The following is a 17,871-nucleotide window of genomic DNA, read 5'->3' on the forward strand; positions in this document are numbered from 1 at the left end:
GCCGGGCCGGCCGGGGGCCGGGGTGGCGACGGTCGCGGCGGCCGCGGGCTGCGCCGTCCGGTGCGTGAGGACGTCCTCAAGCGCGCCGATGAGCCAGTCGGCCGGCGGCCGCGTGCCCGGCTCGGCCGCGAGCGCGGTCGCGACGATGCTCCGCAGCCGCGGGTCGAGCCCGGAGAGGTCGGCGTCGCCGCGGCGGACCCGGTCGAGGACGACCTCGATCGGGCCGGTCCCGAACGGCGCCCGGCCGGTCGCGGCGAACGCGAGCGTGCTCCCCCAGCCCCACCAGTCGGTCGCGGGCGTCACCGGGTGCCCGGCGACGACCTCGGGCGACAGGTAGCCCGGGGTGCCCATGACGAGACCGGTCACGGTGATCCGGGACTCGTCGGCGACGTGGGCGATGCCGAAGTCGATGAGCACCGGGTCGTCGTCCGGGAGCATGACGTTGGCCGGCTTGACGTCCCGGTGGACGACACCCACGGCGTGGATCGACCGCAGCGCGTCGGCGAGCACCCGCCCGGTGTGGACGACCCGCTCGAGCGGCATCGGACCGCGCTCGCGCACGAGGTCGTCGAGGGTGCGGCCCGGCACGAACCGGGTCACGAGGTACGGGACCGGCCCGTCGACGTCCGCGTCGAGGACCTCCGCGACCCGCGGGTGCCGGACCCGGCGCAGCGTCGCGACCTCACGGGCCAGCCGCAGCCGCGCGTCGGGGTCCGCCGCGACGTGCGCCTTGAGCACCTTGATCGCGACCGCGCGGTCGTCCGGACCCACCGCGAGGTGCACGACCCCCATGCCGCCCTCGCCGAGCCGGCTCACGAGCCGGTACGGGCCGACGGTGGAGTGGTCCCACGCGCCGCCCCCTGTCATACCGACCACGGTACGCGAGGGACCTGTGGGGCCGACGCCGCTCGCGCGCACCGGGCCCGGATCTCCACCCGGGGTCGGACCCGCCGTCCGACCACGGTGGGACGACGCGGCGACGGGGTCCGGGGACCGGGGCGCGAAGAGGACCATGCCTTCCCGACGCGCCGCACGGCCCCGCGGTTGCGTCAGTGCGGTTGCGTCCGTGCGGTCACGTCGGTGCGGTCGCGTCAGCTCGTGATGTACGCCGTGAGCTGGTCGCGCTCGCTCTGGAGCTCCTCGATGCGGTGCTTGACGACGTCACCGATGCTCACGATGCCGACGAGGCTCTCCTCGACGACCACCGGGACGTGCCGGATCCGCTTCTCGGTCATGAGGAGCATGAGGTCGTCGATGGAGTCCTGCGGCGTCGCCGTGTGCAGGTCCACGGTCATGATCGTGCTCACCGGCCGGTCGAGGATCTCCGCGCCGTGCGCCTGGAGGTGCCGGACGACGTCCCGCTCGCTGACGATGCCGTCGAGGACCCCGCCGCCCGAGCTCACGATGAGCGCACCCACCTTGTACTGGGAGAGCGCGTCGAGCAGCGTCCGGACCGTGTCCTCGGGAGCGATGGTCACCACGAGATCGCCCTTGCGTCGCAGCACATCCGTGATCCGCATGATCCGCACCTCCGCCCGCTGTCCGAGCCCCGGCCGGGCTCGACCTTCCGACGACGGTAACCGCTCCGGCGCGGCGTGTGAACCCCCTGCTCACAGCCTTGTGCATTCGTGCACGAACGTTCCCGGTCGGGCGCCGGACGGGAGCGTTCACACCGCAGGCCGCCACCTGCGGGACCGTCGCCGCCCCGGGTCACGGCTCCACGAACTCAGGGATGCCCCCGCCCGGACCGGTGAGGTTCCAGCCGCGACTGCAGGTGAAGGCGTCGCAGTTGAAGCACTCCTCGTTGCCGGCGGCATTCTCGTGGCAGCACCACGACGAGCCGTAGGGGGACGTCCCGTGGATCTTCTCGCCGTTGACGGTGACCGTGCAGGCGTTCGGCGGCACGCTCGGGATCTCGACGATCGCGTCCGCCGCCGACGATTGCGTGGCCGACGCGTGCGGGACGGGCGACGGCGTGCCGTTCACCTGGGTGACGGCGGCGGCCGGGCGCGGCCCGGCCTCGGCCCCGGCCGAGGCCGATGCGCTCCACACCGAGGAGCCCACGAGCAGGAGCGCACCGGCCGCCAGGGCCATGACCCGCGATCGTCCACGCCTGCGAGTCCCCGTCGCACCGTCGGTGCGGGTCGCCGCTCGTGCGAGCGACAGCGTCATGGTCCTGCTCATCGGTCCGTCCTCTCCCCGGCCGTCGCGCCTGCCGCGACGGCTGTGGCGCAGACGGTGCAGGAGCGCGCTCAGCGCGCGATCAGCCCCGCGTCACAACGGGAGCGAGGCCGAAGGGCCCGGTCCGGGCGGGCCCGTGACGCTGCGTACCGGCCGGTAGGCCGCATCCGCGACAGAACGGACGAGTAACACGCCTGAAACCCTTTACGCCGCCCCGTCGATCGACAAGGATGCGAGGCACCCCGCAGGTTTCGCGGGGAGCACCAGCCGGGGTCGTCGAGGTGACGGCGCCGGTCACCCTCCACTCGGATCGTCCGGCACGTTCCTGCCGGTGAAGGGATTCATCAGTCATGGCTACGGTCACGTTCGACCAGGCGACCCGGCTCTACCCCGGGTCCACCAAGCCCGCCGTCGACAAGCTCGACCTGCAGATCGAGGACGGCGAGTTCCTCGTCCTCGTCGGCCCGTCCGGCTGCGGCAAGTCCACCTCGCTGCGGATGCTCGCGGGTCTCGAGGACGTCAACGAGGGTCGCATCCTCATCGGCGAGCGCGACGTCACGCAGGTCCCCCCGAAGGACCGCGACATCGCGATGGTCTTCCAGAGCTACGCGCTCTACCCGCACATGACGGTCGCCGACAACATGGGCTTCGCCCTCAAGATCGCCGGTGTCTCCAAGGACGAGATCCGCTCGCGCGTCGAGGACGCCGCCAAGATCCTCGACCTCACGCCGTACCTCGAGCGCAAGCCGAAGGCCCTCTCCGGCGGCCAGCGCCAGCGCGTCGCGATGGGCCGCGCGATCGTCCGCAAGCCGCAGGTCTTCCTCATGGACGAGCCGCTGTCGAACCTCGACGCCAAGCTCCGCGTCCAGACGCGCACGCAGATCGCCTCGCTCCAGCGCCGCCTCGGCGTCACGACGGTCTACGTCACGCACGACCAGACCGAGGCCATGACGATGGGCGACCGGGTCTGCGTCCTCAAGGACGGTCTCCTCATGCAGGTCGGCACGCCGCGCGAGCTGTACGACCACCCGAACAACGTCTTCGTCGCCGGCTTCATCGGCTCCCCCGCGATGAACCTGCTCGACCTGCCCAAGGTCGAGGGCGGCGTCCAGATCGGCGACATGGTGTGGCCGGTCGAGCGCGAGACGGTGGGCTCCGGCTCGGGTGACAAGCTCACGGTCGGCATGCGCCCGGAGGACCTCGTCCTCTCCGAGCACGGCCTGGCGGTCACGGTGGACGTCGTCGAGGAGCTCGGCGCCGACGCATACGTCTACGGCACGCTGCGCAGCAACGACTCGGACATGCCGATCGTCGCCCGCACCGACGGCCGCTCGGTGCCGGAGAAGGGCTCCACGGTGCACCTCGCGCCGAAGCCCGAGCACGTGCACCTGTTCGACACCGCGAGCGGCCAGCGCCTCGGCTGACTGCCGGTCCCTCGGCAGCACCCGCTCCGCAGGAAGGGCCCCGCACACCTCGGTGTGCGGGGCCCTTCCGCGATCCCCCGGGAACGCGCCGGGCTCAGCCCCCGCCGCTGAGCACGGCGTCGGTGAACCCGCCCTCGACGATGCCCGTGCCGTCCGTCCAGACCGCCCAGTCGACGACGTCCTCGGCGAGCAGGCGCACCGGCCGGCCGACCCGGTACTCGGGGTCGCTGTCGGCGTCCGAGCCGCACCGGCCGACGACCCGGTCCGGGGTCTGCCAGTCGGTGACGTAGGCCCAGACGAACTCGGTGCCGTCGTCCGCCTCGAGGCCGTGCTTGACGATGAGGTGCGAACCGGCCGGGATGCCGCCGTCGACGAACCGCTGCCGGGCATCGGCGAGCGTCGCGCGGGCCCGGTCCATCGCCGCGGCCATCGCCGCCTCCGTCGCCTCGTCGTCCGGGGCGTGCACGACCTCGTCGTCGCCGGCCCCGAAGAGGTCCGCGCAGACGGCCACCATGAACTCGCCCGCAGACGCGGCGAAGTCCACCGGGGGCACCACCGTGAGGAAGCTGTCGGCCTCCGGGTCCGTCGCCGGGTCGAGCCGCAGGCGCAGCCGGGTCGTGCGGGTCCCGGCGGGCTTGCCGCCGTGCGCGCGGACGACGTCCTCCTCGCCGATCCCGAGCTCGGCGGGCAGGGTGACGAACGCGGCGCGCTCCTCGCCGTCCCCGAGGGTGTCCGCGTAGGTACGCAGCAGTACCTGGGCCAGGCCGTTGAGCACGCTCGTCCACGGCCCGGCGAGCTGCGGGGGAACGCCCTCGGTCGCGAGCTCGGGCAGGCCGAACCGGCCCAGGCCCTTCGTGGTGAACCACAGCCCCTCGGGCGTCTGGGAGTGCACGATCTGGATCCAGTCCACCGCCGCGAGCGGGCGCTCACCGGTCGGCAGCGCGTCGAGCACCTGCTTGGCCGTCCGCAGCCGCGGGACGACGACGTCGAGCACCGGGACGTCGAGGCGCGCGGCGATCCCGCCGGCGACCGCGGCGGCGCCCCACTCGTGGGCGGGCGGCCAGCCGGGCTGGTAGACCCCCGTGACGACGACGGCGTGCGAGGCCTCCCGCGCCAGGGCCCGGGAGCTGTCGCTCGCGCCCATGACGGCGAGGATCTCGTCGGGCATCGGGGGCAGCTCCGCAGTGGGGCGGACGGCCACCTCGAGGAGCGGGACGGTGAGCATGCCGCGGACGAGCCCGCCGAGCGGTTCACCGAGGGCGTCGACGATCCGGGCGGTCAGGGCGTCGAGGTCGTCCGGCGGGCGGGACGTCGGCACGACGTAGACGGCGGAGAGGGTCTCGGGCACAGGGAGGACGATCTCGTCGGCCATGCCCGACTGTACGTCGCCCGGAGAGCACCGGACCGTCTCAGAACGAGACGCCTCAGCGGCCGAGGAGCTCGGGGTGGTCGCGCTCGTAGTGCGCCGTGAGGGCCCGCGCTCACCTCGCCCTTGCGGTGCGCGAGCGACCGGCCGCAGACCTGGCACGTGGCCATCGGCATCTGCGTGACCGTCACCGGGAAGGGCGCCCGCGAGCGGCGCCGTCGGGCGGGGGCGCCCTTCNCTCCATCGTGACCCAGTGTCCGGCATGCACCGTCGGCCGTCGAAGGCAGGGGTCGCGATCTTCACCCGGACGGCGCAACGCGGGATCCCGCGCGGTGCGGGGGTAGGCTCCTTCGATCGTGCGGGGCAGGGGGCGGGTCTGGTGGCGGCTGGTCGTCGCCGGCGTCCACGAGGCGGCCGCGTACCGGCTGGCCCTGCTCGGCGGCCTCGTCGCGAACGTGACCTTCGGCTTCCTCAAGTACGGCATCCTCACCGCGACCGTGGCCGCCTCGGGCGGGGTGGTCGCCGGGTACGACGCCCAGGTCATGAGCACCTACATCTGGCTCTCCCAGGGGATGCTCGGGTCGGTCAACCTCTTCGGGCGCACAGACCTCTCCGACCGGGTCAAGAACGGCGACGTCGCGGTCGACTTCCTCCGTCCGCTCTCTGTGCAGGCCGCCGCCTGTCTGCACGACATCGGTCGCGGCCTCTTCGCGCTGCTCCCCCGCGGGCTGCCGAGCGTCGCGATCGGGGCGCTGCTCGTCGGGATCGCGCTGCCGTCGTCCGCCGCCGGGTACCTGCTCGGAGCGGTGTCGGTGCTGCTCGCGATCGCGGTCTCCGCGACGACGGTGTACCTCGTCGCGGTGAGCGGCTTCTGGCTCGTCGAGACCCGCGGCCTGCAGGTGCTCTACATGGTGACGTCCGGGTTCTTCGCCGGGCTGTTCGTGCCCGTCGGGCTGCTGCCCGGGTGGTTGCAGGTGGCCGCGTACTCGACGCCGTTCCCCGCGATGATGATGTACCCGGTCGACGTGCTCTCCGGCCGGGTCGCCGGCTGGGCCGCCGCGGGCCTGGTCGCCGCCCAGCTCGGCTGGCTGCTCGCGACCGTCGCGGTCGGCGCCGCCATGACGGTCGGCGGCCGGCGCCGGCTGGAGGTGCAGGGTGGCTGACACCGGCGTCGCCGCGGCCCCGCCCGCCGTCCGCCGGGACCGGTGGCGGCCCTACCGGGCCGTCATCGGCTCCCGGATCCGGTCGCAGCGCGCCTACCGGGCGAGCTTCCGGATGGACCTGTTCTCCACCGGCGTGATCGGCCTCGTCGAGCTCGCCGAGGTGCTCGTGCTCTACCGCACGGTCGACGCGCTCGGCGGTCTCGACGTGCACCAGATCCTCCTCGTCTTCGGTCTCGCGGACCTTGGGTTCTCGCTCGCCTCGGTCGTCGTCGGGCACGTCGACGAGCTGCCGAAGTTCATCCGGTCCGGCACTCTCGACGTGTTCTTCCTGCGCCCGCAACCCGTTCTCCTGCAGCTGATCACGAGCGAGCTGAGCCTGCGGCGGGTGTCCCGCGCGCTCGTCGGGCTCGCCGCGTTCTGCGTCGGGCTCGTCACCGCGGACGTCCCCGCGACGCCGCGGACCGCCGCCCTGCTGACCATGGCGCTGGTCAGCGCGACCGCGATCAGCGCGGCCCAGTACGTCACGGCCGGCGGGCTGCAGTTCTTCCTGATCGAGGGGCGGGAGATGACGAACTCGTTCGTCTACGGCGGCCGGTACGCGGCGACCCAGCCCGCGGCGGTGTGGTCGGCCCCGGTGCGGGCCGTGTTCGGCTACGTCTTCCCGATGGCGTTCTGCGGCTACCTGCCCGTGCTCGCCGTGCTCGGGATGCCCGGCCCGCCGGGGCTGCCGGCCTGGCTCGCGTGGTGCACGCCGCTCGCGGCGCTGTGGGCGTGGGCCGCGGCGATGCTGTGCTGGCGATGGGGCACGAGGAGCTACCAGGGGGCGGGCGGATGACCGGCACGAGCAGCACGGAGCACGGCCCGGCGATCCGGACCGAGGGTCTCACCCGGCGCTTCACGCGGCGCGAAGGGCTCAAGCGCGTGACGCTGACGGCCGTCGACGACCTCACGGTGACCGTGGACCGCGGCGAGTCGGTCGGCTACATCGGCGCGAACGGCGCCGGCAAGTCGACGACGATCAAGATGCTCGTCGGGATCCTCGTGCCGACCTCCGGGACGGCGACGACGCTCGGCCGGGCGCCGCTGCGGGAGCGGGTGGCGCTCGTGCGCCAGGTCGGCGTCGTCTTCGGCCAGCGTTCCCAGCTGTGGTGGGACCTGCCCGTCGCCGAGTCGTTCCGGATCCTCGCCGCCGTCCACGAGCTGAGCGCGGACGACGAGCGCTCCCGCACCGAGGAGCTGCGCGAGCAGCTCGAGCTCGGCCCGTTCTGGACGACGCCGGTGCGCCAGCTCTCGCTCGGCCAGCGGATGCGTGCGGAGGTCGCCGCCGCGCTGCTGCACCGGCCGCGCCTCGTCATCCTCGACGAGCCGACGATCGGGCTCGACGTCGTGAGCAAGCAGCGGCTGCGCGAGTTCCTCGTCGCCGAGCGCACCGAGCACGGCACCACCCTGCTGCTGACGACCCACGACATGGGCGACGTCCAGCGGCTGTGCCCGCGCGTGCTCGTCGTCGACCACGGCCGGCTGGCCTACGACGGCTCGCTCGAGGGTCTGTCCCGGCTCGTCGGCGCGCAGCGGGTGCTCGTCGTCGACCTCGACGAGCCGGCCGGCGACCTCGTCGGCATCCCGCACACGAACCACCTCGGCAGCGAGGCCGGCGGCCTGCGCCAGCGTCTCGCCGTCGACTCCGACGCGACGACCGTCGCCGCCGTCCTCGCCGCCGTCACCGACCGGGTCGCCGTCCGCGACCTCGCCGTCGAGGAGCCCGACATCGAGGACGTCGTCCGGCGCCTCTACTCCGCGCAGCGAGACCCCACACCTCCCCCGAGTTACTAGCGCGTATGACCCAGCAACTGGGTCATACGCGCTAGTAACTCCAGGCAGCGGCACAATGGGGGCGATGGCTACCGCCCTGGAGATCACCGCCGCCTCGGTCGACCCTGAGATCCTCGGGCTCCCGTGGCGCACGCCGCTCGAGGAGTGGCCCGCCGAGCGGCTGGCGGCGTTTCCCCGAGGCATCTCGCGGCACGTCGTCCGGTTCGTCAAGCTGGGCAGCGCCGTCCTCGCCGTCAAGGAGATCGACGAGACGATCGCCCGCCGCGAGTACCAGCTCCTGCGGGTGCTGCGGCGGCTCGGAATGCCGTCGGTCGAGCCGGTCGGGGTCGTCAGCGGGCGGACCGACATGGACGGCGAGCCGCTGGACGCCGCGCTCGTCACCCGGCACCTGCAGTTCTCGCTGCCGTACCGGGCACTGTTCTCCCAGACGCTGCGCGTCGACACCGCGACCCGCCTCGTCGACGCGCTCGCCGTTCTGCTCGTGCGCCTGCACCTGTCGGGCTTCTACTGGGGCGACGTGTCGCTGTCGAACACCCTGTTCCGGCGTGACGCCGGGGCGTTCGCGGCGTACCTCGTCGACGCCGAGACCGGCGACCTGCACGAGACGCTGTCGCGCGGCCAGCGCGAGTACGACGTCGAGCTCGCGGGGATGAACATCGCCGGCGAGGTCATGGACCTGCAGGCCGGGGGCTTCCTCGACGAGGACTTCGACCCGCTGCGGGTCAGCGAGGTGCTCTCGGAGCGCTACTTCTCGCTGTGGGCCGAGCTCACCGCACCGGAGTCGTTCGAGACCGGTGACCGGTGGCGGGTCGACGCCCGGATCCGCCGCCTCAACGAGCTCGGCTTCGACGTCGGCGAGCTCACGCTGACGACGGACATCGACGGCACGACGGTGAGCATCCAGCCGAAGGTCGTCGACTCGGGCCACCACTCGCGCCGGCTGCTGCGGCTCACCGGCCTCGACGTCGAGGAGAACCAGGCCCGGCGGCTGCTCAACGACCTCGACTCGTTCCAGGCGGCCGAGGGCCGGCAGGCGGACGACGAGGAGGCCGTCGCGCACGAGTGGGTGCAGACCTGCTTCGAGCCGGTCGTGCGGGCCGTGCCGAAGAACCTGCGCGGCAAGCTCGAGCCGGCGGAGATCTTCCACGAGGTGCTCGAGCACCGCTGGTACCTGTCCGAGCAGAACGGCCACGACGTCGGGCTGCTCGACGCCGTCCGCTCCTACGTCGGCACGGTGCTGCCGAGCAAGCCCGACGAGGCGGCGGTGCTCGGCGTCGACACGCACGAGATGCCCGTCGTCGCCGACCGCCTCGCGGACTGACCCTCACGCGTCGAGCAGCAGCTCCACGATCACGACGTCCTTCCAGACCCCGTCGAGCATGCCGTGCCGGCGGTACGTCCCGACCTCGCGGAACCCCAGGCTGTGGCACAGCGCGAGGCTGCCGGTGTTCTCCGGGAAGATCCGGCTCACGAGCTTGCGGACGCCGGCCTGCGGGCAGAGCGCGAGCAGGCCGGTGAGCGCGACCCGGCCGACGCCGGCGCCGCGGGCGGCCCGGTCGACGTAGACCGAGAACTCGCGGATGTGGGCGTACGCGGGCCGGTTCGGCCGGTAGGCGGACGTCGAGGCCCAGCCGACGACGGCGCCGTCGCGCTCCACGACGACGACCGGCCCCTGGTCGGGCCAGCCTGCGACGTCGGACGCCGTCCGCGGCGCGGTCTCGAAGGTCGCGGTGCGGTCCTCGATGCCCTGGGTGTAGATCGCCGCGACCGCCTCCGCGTCGGCGGCGGCCATCGGGCGGACGACGAGCCCGCTCACCGCGTCGCGACCGCTCACTGCATCGCGCGGGTCAGCGCCGCCCGCAGCGCCTCGACCGCGGCCGGGCTGCCGGTGACCGTGACGTCGTCCGCGCGGCCGCGGCCCCACAACCAGGTGTAGAGCGCCGCCGGCGCGCCGGCCACCGTCGCGTCGGCCGGGGTGGGCACCTCGTGCGTCTCGGTGATCCCGCCGTGCAGCCCGACGGTCCAGCGACGGTCGGCCGCGACGAGGGCGACGAGCTCGCCGGTCCCGCCGGCCCCGTCCCCGAGCCGGGTGCCGAGCCACAGCCGGACGACCTCGTCGACGCCGTCGAGCGCGACGTCGTCCGGCACCCACCAGACGCCGGAAGCCTTGTGCGGCAGGGTCTGCGCGACGTCGAGGGCGTGGATCGCGGCCTCGTGCGCCATCCGCCGGCGCCAGAACCCGCACGTCGCGTCCCAGGGCGACCACGTCGCGGTCGGGGTGTCGGCGCCGCGCTCGTCGAGGAGCTCCTGGAGCGCCCGCCAGCCGGCGGCGAACCAGGCCAGCAGCTCGGCCGGCGCGGCGTCCGGTGCCGGCTGCCCGACCGTCGCGGGCCGCGGCCGGCGACCGCCCTCGACCCACGCGGCGACGAACCGGTGGATGAAGCCGAGGTGCCGGACGACGTCCGCGACGTCCCAGCCGGGGCAGGCCGGGACGGGGGTGGCGAGCGCGGCGGTGTCCGGCGAGCCGTCGGCGGCCCGCACCCGGGCCTCGAGGTCGCGGCAGGCCTGCTCCAGGGTGTCGAGGAAGCCGGGCCGGTCCATCGGCAGGCCGACCGCGTCGAGCTCCCAGAAGACGTCGGGGTAGAGCACCCGGCCGCGCAGCGCCGGGTCGTCGGGCCGGTCGGCGGACAGGCCCCGCACCTGGAACGCGGCCGCGGGCGTGCGCTCCGAGGGCCGGCGCAGCCCCCGCCCGGCCGCCGCGACGAACCCGAACCGGGAGTACATCGCCGGGTCGCCCTCGAGCACGACGAACGGCTCACCGTCCGCCTCGGCCGCCGCGCACGCCGCCTCGACGAGCGCCCGCCCGACGCCGCGGCCCTGCGCGTCGGGGCGCACCCCGAGCGGCGACAGGCAGAGCACCTCGCGCGCCGACCCGTCCTGCGCCTCGAGCGGGACCCGGGTGAGCATGACGTGCCCGACGACGTCGGGCCGCTCCGGGTCGTCCGAGGCGTCCGCCACGAGCGAGTACCGCCGGACGAAACCCTCCCCGGTGCGCAGCGCCGCCACGAGCGCCGGCACGACGTCGTCCCCGAAGGCCTCGCCGTGCAGCGCCTCGACGGCCGCGCGGTCCTGCAGGGTCTCGACCCGGATCAGCATGGGTCCAGCCCATCGCCTCGGGCGTCGTGGGCGCAAGCACTGCGCCGGACACCCGTCCCGATGCACCCGGACACCCGTCCTGATGCGCTCATCGGTGCACCCATCGCTGCACGGCCGTTCTGGGGCGCACCGTGCAGCCGTGGGTGCATGACCCGCGGGGTGGGAGCACCCGCGCTGATGCACCCATCGATGCACGCCCGCGGCGCCGGTGCCCGTGCAGCCGTGGGTGCATCGTCTCGGGGGTGACACCACCAGGAGAACGCGTCGTAAATCACTACATAACCGGTGATAACGTGCCCGTGATGTCCACCTCCGGAACCTCCACCGACCAGACCGCCGCCACGCTCCCGCCGCCGGTCGCCGTCCGCAGCCTGGCCGGCGGGCTGCTGCTCATGGCCGGCTTCACCGTCGGCTGGGCGAGCCTGGCGCCCTACGGCTGGACCGGCGCCGCGTCCGTGCTGCCGGTCGTGCTGGCCGTCGCCGCGGCACTGGCCTTCGCCGCCGGGGCGGTCGCGCTCTTCCGCGACGCCGGCCGGTTCCCGCCGGTCACCGACCCGGCCGAGGCCGACCGCGGACGGCGGATCGGCCGCGCGTACGGGCTCACCTTCGGGCTCGAAGGGCTGGTGATCTTCGTCGTCGCCGCGACGCTGTCCCGCACCGGGAACGTCGACTACCAGGTCCCCGCGATCGCGCTCGTCGTCGGCCTGCACTTCTACCCGATGGCGCGGATCTTCGACCGGACCGTCGACCTCTGGATCGCGTCGTGGGTCACCGCCGTCGCGGCGCTCGGGCTCGCCGCGGTCGCCGGCGCCTGGGCCGCTGTCCCCGCGGTGTGGAGCGCCGTCGGCCTCGGCACGGCGCTCGGCACCGCCGCCTACGGCGTCTTCATGCTCCGCGAGGGTCGCGGACTGCTCGCCCTGCTGCGGCGGCAGCGGCCCCGGGGCTGACCCCGGTCCACTGCCGCAGGTTCACTCCGCGGCGCGGCGCCGGGCCACCTCGTACAGCGCGACCCCCGCGGCGACACCGGCATTGAGCGACTCCATCGCCCCGGCCATCGGGATCGTCACGGTGACGTCGCAGGTCTCGCGGACAAGCCGGGACAGCCCCTTGCCCTCGGAGCCGACGACGATGACGACCGGCCCGGTCGCCGCCTCGAGCTCGTCGAGCGGCAGGTCGCCGTCCGCGGCGAGACCGACGACGAAGCAGCCCGCCTTCTGCAGGTCGACGAGGGCGCGGGTCAGGTTCGTCGCCCGGGCGACCCGGATCCGCGCGGCCGCACCGGCGGACACCTTCCACGCGGACGCCGTCATGCCGGCCGCGCGCCGCTCGGGGACGACGACGCCGTGGCCGCCGAACGCAGCGACGGACCGGACGACGGCACCGAGGTTGCGCGGGTCCGTCACGCCGTCGAGGGCGACGAGCAGCGGCTGGGCGCCGGCGTCGTAGGCGAGGTCGAGCAGGTCGTCCGGGTGCGCATAGTCGTACGCGGGCACCTGGATCGCCACGCCCTGGTGGACGCCGTCGCTCGTCATCCGGTCGAGGTCGACCTTGCTCACCTCGAGGATGGGCAGGCCCATCTCGCCGGCGATCTTGACGGCCTCCTTGACGCGCTCGTCCGCCTGCACCTGGGAGGCGACGTAGAGCGCCCGCACCGGGACCCCGGCGCGCAGCGCCTCGACGACCGGGTTGCGGCCGCCGACGTACTCGGGCGCCCCGGCCGGACGACGGGTGGCCCGGCCGCCCCGGGTCGCCCCGGTCGTGCGGCCGCCGCCGCCGGCCGACGCCCGCTTGGACGCCGCCCCGGCGCGCTTCGCCGCGACGTGCTTGGTGCGCTCGGTCGCCTTCGGGGTCGGGCCCTTGCCCTCGAGCCCCTGGCGCTTCTGCCCGCCGGAACCGACGACGGGGCCCTTCTTCGACCCGGGCTTGCGCACTGCGCCGCGCCGGGAGCTGTTGCCGGCCATCAGGCCTTCTCCTCGAGAGTCCATCGTGCGCCGCCGGGAGTGTCCTCGACGGTGATGCCGGCTGCGGACAGCCGGGTGCGGATCGCGTCCGCGGTCGCGAAGTCCTTCGCGGCACGCGCCGCCGTGCGGGCGTCGAGCTCGGAGCGCACGAGCGCGTCGAGCGCCGTCCGCAGCCGGTCCTCGGCGCGCCCGCCCCCGGCGCCCCGCCAGTGCGGGTCGAGCGGGTCGACGCCGAGCACGTCGGCCATCGCCCGGACGGCGAGCGCCGCCGTGAGCGCGCCGTCCTTGTCGTCGGCGGCGAGCGCGGAGTTGCCCGCGCGCACCGTCTCGTGGAGCACCGCGACGGCCGCCGGGGTGCCGAGGTCGTCGTCCATCGCGTCGACGAAGCCCTGCGGCAGCGCGACCTCCGCGAGTGCGGCGTCCGTCACCACCGCCCCGAGCACCTCGGCGGCGCGGACGACGAAGTTCTCGATGCGCTCGTACGCCGTCCGGGCCTCCTCGAGGGACCCGTCCACGACCTCGATGTTCGAGCGGTAGTGCGGCGTCGTGAGCAGGTACCGGACGACGACCGCCGGCACGTGCCGGGTCAGCGCCTCCATGCTCATCCCGTTGCCGAGCGACTTGCTCATCTTCTCGCCGCCCTGCACGACCCAGGCGTTGTGCATCCAGTACCGCGCGAACGGGTCGCCGACGGCGCGGGACTGCGCCTGCTCGTTCTCGTGGTGGGGGAAGCGCAGGTCGAGACCGCCGCCGTGGATGTCGAACTCGGACCCGAGGTACCGGGTCGCCATCGCCGAGCACTCCAGGTGCCAGCCCGGGCGGCCGCGGCCCCACGGCGTCGGCCACGACGCCGTCGCCGGCTCGCCGGCCTTGGCGCCCTTCCACAGCGCGAAGTCGCGGGGGTCACGCTTGCCGCGCGGGTCGGCGTCCTCGGCCGGCTCCATGTCGTCGAGCCCCTGGTTCGTCAGCTCGCCGTACTGCGCCCACGAGCGGACGTCGAAGTAGACGTCGCCCGAACCGTCGGCCGCCGGGTAGGCGTGGCCGGCGTCGACGAGCCGCTGGATGAGGTCGACCATGTCGGTGACGTGCCCGGTGGCCCGCGGCTCGTAGGTCGGGGGCAACACGTTGACGCTGTCGTACGCCGCGGCGAACTCGCGCTCGAAGGTGAGCGCGTGCTGCCACCACGGGACGCCGGCCTCGGCGGCCTTCGCGAGGATCTTGTCGTCGATGTCCGTGACGTTGCGGACGAGGGTCACCCGGTAGCCCGAGCGCTCGAGCCAGCGCTGCAGGACGTCGAAGACGACGGCCGAGCGCATGTGCCCGATGTGCGGGCCCGACTGGGGGGTGGCGCCGCAGACGTAGACGCCGGCCTGACCGGGGACGAGCGGGACGAAGTCCCGCACCTGCCGGGTGGCGGAGTCGAACAGTCGAAGGCTCACCTGTCAAGGCTACCGGCGGCGCGGGAAAGGTTCTTCCGGGTTCGCGTCCGGCACCCTGTGGACCATGACGACGAACGCAGCGGACACCGGGCGCGGCCCCGCGGGGCGGGGCCCCGCCCTCGCCACCGGAGCCGTCCTCGGGCTCACCGTCCTCCAGCTCGCCGTCGCGTCGTTCGTGCCGGGGCTGGAGCAGTTCGAGGGCAAGGCGTTCGGCGCCCGGCTCCTCGCCTACCCCGCGATGATGCTGCTCGTCCCCGCCCTGTGGTGGCTCGCGGCGCGGCGCCGGCCGGCGGGCGACCGGCCGCACGCGCCGTGGGCGGCGTTCGGCTGGGTCATGCTGCCCTTCCTCGTCGACGTCACCGGCAACACCCTCGACCTCTACGACCGGGTCTGGTGGTGGGACGACGCCAACCACCTCGTGAACTGGTTCTTCCTCAGCCTCGGGCTCGGGCTGCTCATGGCGCGCGCCGACGTCCGGCCGCGCTGGGCGCTCTGGCTCGCCGTCACGGGGACCGGCGCGGCGCTAGCGATCGGCTGGGAGCTCGGCGAGTGGTGGACCTTCATCCGGCACGGCACCGAGCTGGGCACCGCGTACACCGACACCCTCGGCGACGAGGCCCTCGGGACGCTCGGCGCCGCACTCGCCGGCCTGGTCGTCGTCCGGCGGTAGACCGTCCGGCGGCAGACCGCCCGGTGGCAGACCGCCCGGTGGCAGACCGCACCGCCGAGCGACGAGACCAAGGACCCTCCAGGTCCGCCCGTCCCGCGCCGACAGGGAGAGCAGGAGTCCCCTCGACCGGCGGGAGGCACGATGGACCAGGCACGGATCGAGCAGGTGCTCCTCGTCAGCGCCGCGGCGCTCCTCGTCGGCACCCAGGTCGGCCTGTGGTGGCGCTCCGGCAAGGCCGCCCCCCAGGCGACGTGGATGTCGGCGTCCACCCAGGCGAGCGCCCTCGCGGTCCTCGCCCTCTACCTCGCCCAGGCCGGGCTGCGATCGGTCGCCGTCGTCCTCGGGCTCCTCGCCGTCACGGCGCTCGCCGGGGTCGTCAGCGGCACCCGGGCGACGCACCGGGTCGCCCGCGAGCGCGGCACGTCGTGGGCCCAGGCGCACCGGCACGGGCTGCGGTCGGCCGTCGTCGCCGTGGAGGCGGTCGTCGCGGCCGTGGCCGTGGCCCTGGCGGTCTCCTGGGGGGCACAGACGTTCAACAGCGACTTCAACGGCAACGCCGACGAGAGCCTCTGCAAGGTGCTCGGCGAAGACGCCTGCTGACCGCCCTCAGGCGTACCAGACGACCTTGGTCGGCGTGACCCGGACGACGACCCGCTGGTCGTCGGGGCTGCCGTGCGTCCACGGCTCGCCCGCGTACTTGTGCGACATCGCGTCGATGAGCGCGGCGTCCGGGTCGTCGACGAGCGTCGCCGTGCCGCGGATCTCGAGGTACTTGTACGGGTCGTCCTTGGGGTAGACGAGCAGTGTCGCCCGCCCGTCGCGCTCGAGGTTGTTCGTCTTGCGCCGGCCGCGCAGCGTCGAGAAGAGCACGTCGTCGCCGTCGCGGCCGACCCAGACGACCGACAGGTGCGGCTGACCGTCGGGCTCGATCGTCGCGATGGTCGCGAACTCCGGGCGGTCGAGCAGGTCACGGGCCGTCTCGGGCAGCGATGCAGACATGGTGCGGACGCTACCGGGCCGCCCCGGCGTGACCCGCGAGGCCCGCTCAGCGCGTCGTCCGGCAGAGCACTATCCGGCGGTGCGCTTTCCGAAGATCCAGAGCCGTCACAGCCGTGAAATCCGCATGCAACCCGACCATGGACGGCGGATCCCGACAGGTTCGACGCTCGCCGACGGTAGCCAAACCCGACCCGGATCAGTCACACTCTCCCCCTGAGCGAAGTCCGAGGCGCGGCCGCCGTGGCCGCCGCCCACCCCCTGGAGGACGCAATGACCACCCGCACCCCGATCGCCCTGGACCGGGCGCGCATCGCCGAGCTGACGGCGCGAGAGGCGACGCGGCTCGACGAGCGCACCCAGGCCTCGGCCCGGATGTACGAGCGGGCCCGCGAGACCCTGTCCGCCGGCGTCGCGTCGTCCTACCAGATGCGCGACCCGTGGCCGATCTACCTCGAGCGCGGCGAGGGCGCGTACGTCTGGGACGTCGACGGCAACCGGATGGTCGACTTCCACAACGGCTTCGGCTCGATGGTCCAGGGCCACGCGCACCCGGCGATCTCCGCCGCGGTCACCAAGCGGCTCGAGCTCGGCACCCACTTCGCGGCCCCGACCGAGGACGCGATCGTCGTCGCCGAGGAGCTCAAGAAGCGCTGGGACCTGCCGCGCTGGCGCTACGTGAACTCCGGCTCCGAGGCGACGATGGACGCCATCCGGATCGCCCGGGCGAAGACCGGCCGCGAGACGATCGTCAAGATCTTCGGCTCGTACCACGGGCACCACGACTACGTCATGGTCTCGATCGGCGTCCCCTACGGGCAGATCGGCGACCGGGAGAACCTCGCCTCGCTGCCGTACGGCGCGGGCATCCCGCAGTCCGTCGCGGACATGACGATCGCCGTCCCGTTCAACGACGCCCCGGCGATGGAGCGGCGCATCGAGCGCCTCGTCGCCGAGGGCCGCGCGCCGGCCTGCGTGATCATGGAGGCGGCGATGATGAACCTCGGCATCGTCCTGCCCGAACCGGGCTACCTCGAGGCGGTCCGCGAGATCACCCGCAAGCACGGCATCGTCCTCATCTTCGACGAGGTCAAGACCGGCCTGTGCATCGCGGCCGGCGGCGCCACCGAGCGTTTCGGCGTCAAGCCCGACATGGTCACCCTCGCGAAGGCGCTCGGCGCCGGCCTGCCGATGGGGGCCATCGGCGGCTCCGAGGACGTCTTCTCGGTCGTCGAGGACGGCTCGGTCTTCCAGGTCGGCACGTACAACGGCAACCCGCTCGGCGTCGCCGCCGCCCGGGCCAACCTCTTCGAGGTCATGACGCCGGCCGCGTACGCCCACCTCGACACCCTCAACGAGCACCTCGTGTCGGGCTGCCAGGCCGTCGTCGACAAGTACAACCTGCCCGGCTACGCGGTCGGCGTGGCCTCGAAGGGCTGCGTGACGTTCTCCCCGACGAAGGTCGTCGACTACGAGACCTTCAAGGAGCACCAGGACGGCGAGCTCGCCGACCTCGCGTGGCTCTACAACCTCAACCGCGGCGTCTTCATGACGCCCGGCCGCGAGGAGGAGTGGACCCTCTCGGTGAGCCACACCGTCGAGGACTGCGACAAGTTCATCGGTGCCTTCGAGGAGCTCGCGCACGACCTGACGGCCTGATCACCGCGTCCGCCGACGCCCCG

At 73.7% G+C, this 17,871-nt stretch carries 18 protein-coding genes; 9 read left to right on the plus strand and 9 right to left on the minus strand.

All coding sequences use genetic code 11. From position 1 onward, the window contains the following. The 3 genes from EDJALFJO_RS03995 to EDJALFJO_RS04005 form a co-directional block, all read right to left on the minus strand. The coding region (locus EDJALFJO_RS03995) for a serine/threonine-protein kinase (protein WP_143448278.1) at positions 1 to 867 on the minus strand (867 nt) is incomplete at its 3' end. A gap of 224 nt (positions 868 to 1,091) precedes the next feature. Beyond that, the gene (locus tag EDJALFJO_RS04000) at positions 1,092 to 1,520 is read right to left on the minus strand and encodes a CBS domain-containing protein (protein ID WP_088282518.1); all 429 of its coding nucleotides are present in this window, start codon (positions 1,518 to 1,520) and stop codon (positions 1,092 to 1,094) included. A gap of 190 nt (positions 1,521 to 1,710) precedes the next feature. Then, a complete protein-coding gene (locus EDJALFJO_RS04005; RefSeq protein WP_143448279.1) occupies positions 1,711 to 2,184 on the minus strand; it encodes a hypothetical protein in 474 nt (157 codons plus the stop codon). A gap of 347 nt (positions 2,185 to 2,531) precedes the next feature. On the opposite strand from EDJALFJO_RS04005, the gene EDJALFJO_RS04010 reads away from it, so the two are divergent. Next, positions 2,532 to 3,605 (plus strand): ABC transporter ATP-binding protein, encoded by a 1,074-nt coding sequence (locus tag EDJALFJO_RS04010; protein WP_088282466.1) that lies wholly within the window; start codon positions 2,532 to 2,534, stop codon positions 3,603 to 3,605. Between the two features lie 94 nt (positions 3,606 to 3,699). Here EDJALFJO_RS04010 and EDJALFJO_RS04015 read toward each other — a convergent pair whose 3' ends face one another. Further along, on the minus strand, positions 3,700 to 4,977 hold the full coding sequence (locus tag EDJALFJO_RS04015) for a DUF2314 domain-containing protein (RefSeq protein ID WP_088282468.1): 1,278 nt from the start codon (positions 4,975 to 4,977) through the stop codon (positions 3,700 to 3,702). Positions 4,978 to 5,327: 350 nt separating this feature from the next. Between EDJALFJO_RS04015 and EDJALFJO_RS04020 the strand changes: the two genes are divergently transcribed. From EDJALFJO_RS04020 to EDJALFJO_RS04035, 4 genes are all read left to right on the plus strand, one after another. Then, positions 5,328 to 6,134, plus strand: coding sequence for an ABC-2 family transporter protein (locus EDJALFJO_RS04020; protein WP_088282470.1), 807 nt, complete (start codon positions 5,328 to 5,330; stop codon positions 6,132 to 6,134). After that, complete coding sequence (locus tag EDJALFJO_RS04025; protein WP_233149668.1) at positions 6,127 to 6,969, plus strand: ABC transporter permease; 843 nt, start codon at positions 6,127 to 6,129, stop codon at positions 6,967 to 6,969. Before EDJALFJO_RS04020 ends, EDJALFJO_RS04025 begins: the two co-directional genes overlap by 8 nt. After that, positions 6,966 to 7,967 carry an ATP-binding cassette domain-containing protein gene (locus tag EDJALFJO_RS04030; protein ID WP_088282472.1) on the plus strand — a complete coding sequence of 334 codons (1,002 nt, stop codon included), beginning with the start codon at positions 6,966 to 6,968 and terminating at the stop codon, positions 7,965 to 7,967. The genes EDJALFJO_RS04025 and EDJALFJO_RS04030 overlap by 4 nt, the downstream gene beginning before the upstream one ends. 64 nt (positions 7,968 to 8,031) lie before the next feature. Then, the gene (locus EDJALFJO_RS04035; protein WP_088282522.1) at positions 8,032 to 9,288 is read left to right on the plus strand and encodes a DUF4032 domain-containing protein; all 1,257 of its coding nucleotides are present in this window, start codon (positions 8,032 to 8,034) and stop codon (positions 9,286 to 9,288) included. Between the two features lie 3 nt (positions 9,289 to 9,291). Here EDJALFJO_RS04035 and EDJALFJO_RS04040 read toward each other — a convergent pair whose 3' ends face one another. Both EDJALFJO_RS04040 and EDJALFJO_RS04045 read right to left on the minus strand, forming a co-directional pair. Further along, positions 9,292 to 9,801, minus strand: coding sequence for an arsinothricin resistance N-acetyltransferase ArsN1 family A (locus EDJALFJO_RS04040; protein ID WP_198949980.1), 510 nt, complete (start codon positions 9,799 to 9,801; stop codon positions 9,292 to 9,294). Then, positions 9,798 to 11,123, minus strand: a complete 1,326-nt coding sequence (locus EDJALFJO_RS04045) for a GNAT family N-acetyltransferase (protein ID WP_088282474.1) — start codon at positions 11,121 to 11,123, stop codon at positions 9,798 to 9,800. Before EDJALFJO_RS04045 ends, EDJALFJO_RS04040 begins: the two co-directional genes overlap by 4 nt. A gap of 302 nt (positions 11,124 to 11,425) precedes the next feature. Between EDJALFJO_RS04045 and EDJALFJO_RS04050 the strand changes: the two genes are divergently transcribed. Then, on the plus strand, positions 11,426 to 12,070 hold the full coding sequence (locus tag EDJALFJO_RS04050; RefSeq protein WP_088282476.1) for a hypothetical protein: 645 nt from the start codon (positions 11,426 to 11,428) through the stop codon (positions 12,068 to 12,070). Between the two features lie 21 nt (positions 12,071 to 12,091). Here EDJALFJO_RS04050 and rlmB read toward each other — a convergent pair whose 3' ends face one another. Then, positions 12,092 to 13,084 carry a 23S rRNA (guanosine(2251)-2'-O)-methyltransferase RlmB gene (rlmB, locus tag EDJALFJO_RS04055; protein ID WP_088282478.1) on the minus strand — a complete coding sequence of 331 codons (993 nt, stop codon included), beginning with the start codon at positions 13,082 to 13,084 and terminating at the stop codon, positions 12,092 to 12,094. Further along, positions 13,084 to 14,523, minus strand: coding sequence for a cysteine--tRNA ligase (gene cysS / locus EDJALFJO_RS04060; protein ID WP_088282480.1), 1,440 nt, complete (start codon positions 14,521 to 14,523; stop codon positions 13,084 to 13,086). The genes rlmB and cysS overlap by 1 nt, the downstream gene beginning before the upstream one ends. Before the next feature lie 64 nt (positions 14,524 to 14,587). Here cysS and EDJALFJO_RS04065 point away from each other — a divergent pair, with 64 nt between their 5' ends. Then, positions 14,588 to 15,193 carry a hypothetical protein gene (locus EDJALFJO_RS04065; RefSeq protein ID WP_198949981.1) on the plus strand — a complete coding sequence of 202 codons (606 nt, stop codon included), beginning with the start codon at positions 14,588 to 14,590 and terminating at the stop codon, positions 15,191 to 15,193. Positions 15,194 to 15,334: 141 nt separating this feature from the next. Next, complete coding sequence (locus EDJALFJO_RS04070; RefSeq protein ID WP_088282482.1) at positions 15,335 to 15,793, plus strand: hypothetical protein; 459 nt, start codon at positions 15,335 to 15,337, stop codon at positions 15,791 to 15,793. 6 nt (positions 15,794 to 15,799) lie between these two features. Here EDJALFJO_RS04070 and EDJALFJO_RS04075 read toward each other — a convergent pair whose 3' ends face one another. Next, positions 15,800 to 16,192, minus strand: coding sequence for a PPOX class F420-dependent oxidoreductase (locus EDJALFJO_RS04075; protein ID WP_088282484.1), 393 nt, complete (start codon positions 16,190 to 16,192; stop codon positions 15,800 to 15,802). A gap of 270 nt (positions 16,193 to 16,462) precedes the next feature. Here EDJALFJO_RS04075 and EDJALFJO_RS04080 point away from each other — a divergent pair, with 270 nt between their 5' ends. Next, the gene (locus tag EDJALFJO_RS04080; protein WP_088282487.1) at positions 16,463 to 17,848 is read left to right on the plus strand and encodes an aspartate aminotransferase family protein; all 1,386 of its coding nucleotides are present in this window, start codon (positions 16,463 to 16,465) and stop codon (positions 17,846 to 17,848) included. Positions 17,849 to 17,871 lie beyond the last annotated feature (23 nt).

Source organism: Kineosporia sp. A_224 (assembly GCF_002198655.1).
In the GTDB taxonomy this organism is placed as follows: domain Bacteria; phylum Actinomycetota; class Actinomycetes; order Actinomycetales; family Kineosporiaceae; genus R-H-3.

Bases quoted from the DNA above. Each gene is read 5' to 3' on its own strand.
- EDJALFJO_RS04000 (WP_088282518.1), bottom strand. From the start codon at position 1,520: ATGCGGATCACGGATGTGCTGCGACGCAAGGGCGATCTCGTGGTGACC.
- EDJALFJO_RS04005 (WP_143448279.1), bottom strand. From the start codon at position 2,184: ATGAGCAGGACCATGACGCTGTCGCTCGCACGAGCGGCGACCCGCACC.
- EDJALFJO_RS04010 (WP_088282466.1), top strand. From the start codon at position 2,532: ATGGCTACGGTCACGTTCGACCAGGCGACCCGGCTCTACCCCGGGTCC.
- EDJALFJO_RS04015 (WP_088282468.1), bottom strand. From the start codon at position 4,977: ATGGCCGACGAGATCGTCCTCCCTGTGCCCGAGACCCTCTCCGCCGTC.
- EDJALFJO_RS04030 (WP_088282472.1), top strand. From the start codon at position 6,966: ATGACCGGCACGAGCAGCACGGAGCACGGCCCGGCGATCCGGACCGAG.
- EDJALFJO_RS04035 (WP_088282522.1), top strand. From the start codon at position 8,032: ATGGCTACCGCCCTGGAGATCACCGCCGCCTCGGTCGACCCTGAGATC.
- EDJALFJO_RS04045 (WP_088282474.1), bottom strand. From the start codon at position 11,123: ATGCTGATCCGGGTCGAGACCCTGCAGGACCGCGCGGCCGTCGAGGCG.
- EDJALFJO_RS04050 (WP_088282476.1), top strand. From the start codon at position 11,426: ATGTCCACCTCCGGAACCTCCACCGACCAGACCGCCGCCACGCTCCCG.
- rlmB (WP_088282478.1), bottom strand. From the start codon at position 13,084: ATGGCCGGCAACAGCTCCCGGCGCGGCGCAGTGCGCAAGCCCGGGTCG.
- EDJALFJO_RS04065 (WP_198949981.1), top strand. From the start codon at position 14,588: ATGACGACGAACGCAGCGGACACCGGGCGCGGCCCCGCGGGGCGGGGC.
- EDJALFJO_RS04070 (WP_088282482.1), top strand. From the start codon at position 15,335: ATGGACCAGGCACGGATCGAGCAGGTGCTCCTCGTCAGCGCCGCGGCG.
- EDJALFJO_RS04075 (WP_088282484.1), bottom strand. From the start codon at position 16,192: ATGTCTGCATCGCTGCCCGAGACGGCCCGTGACCTGCTCGACCGCCCG.
- EDJALFJO_RS04080 (WP_088282487.1), top strand. From the start codon at position 16,463: ATGACCACCCGCACCCCGATCGCCCTGGACCGGGCGCGCATCGCCGAG.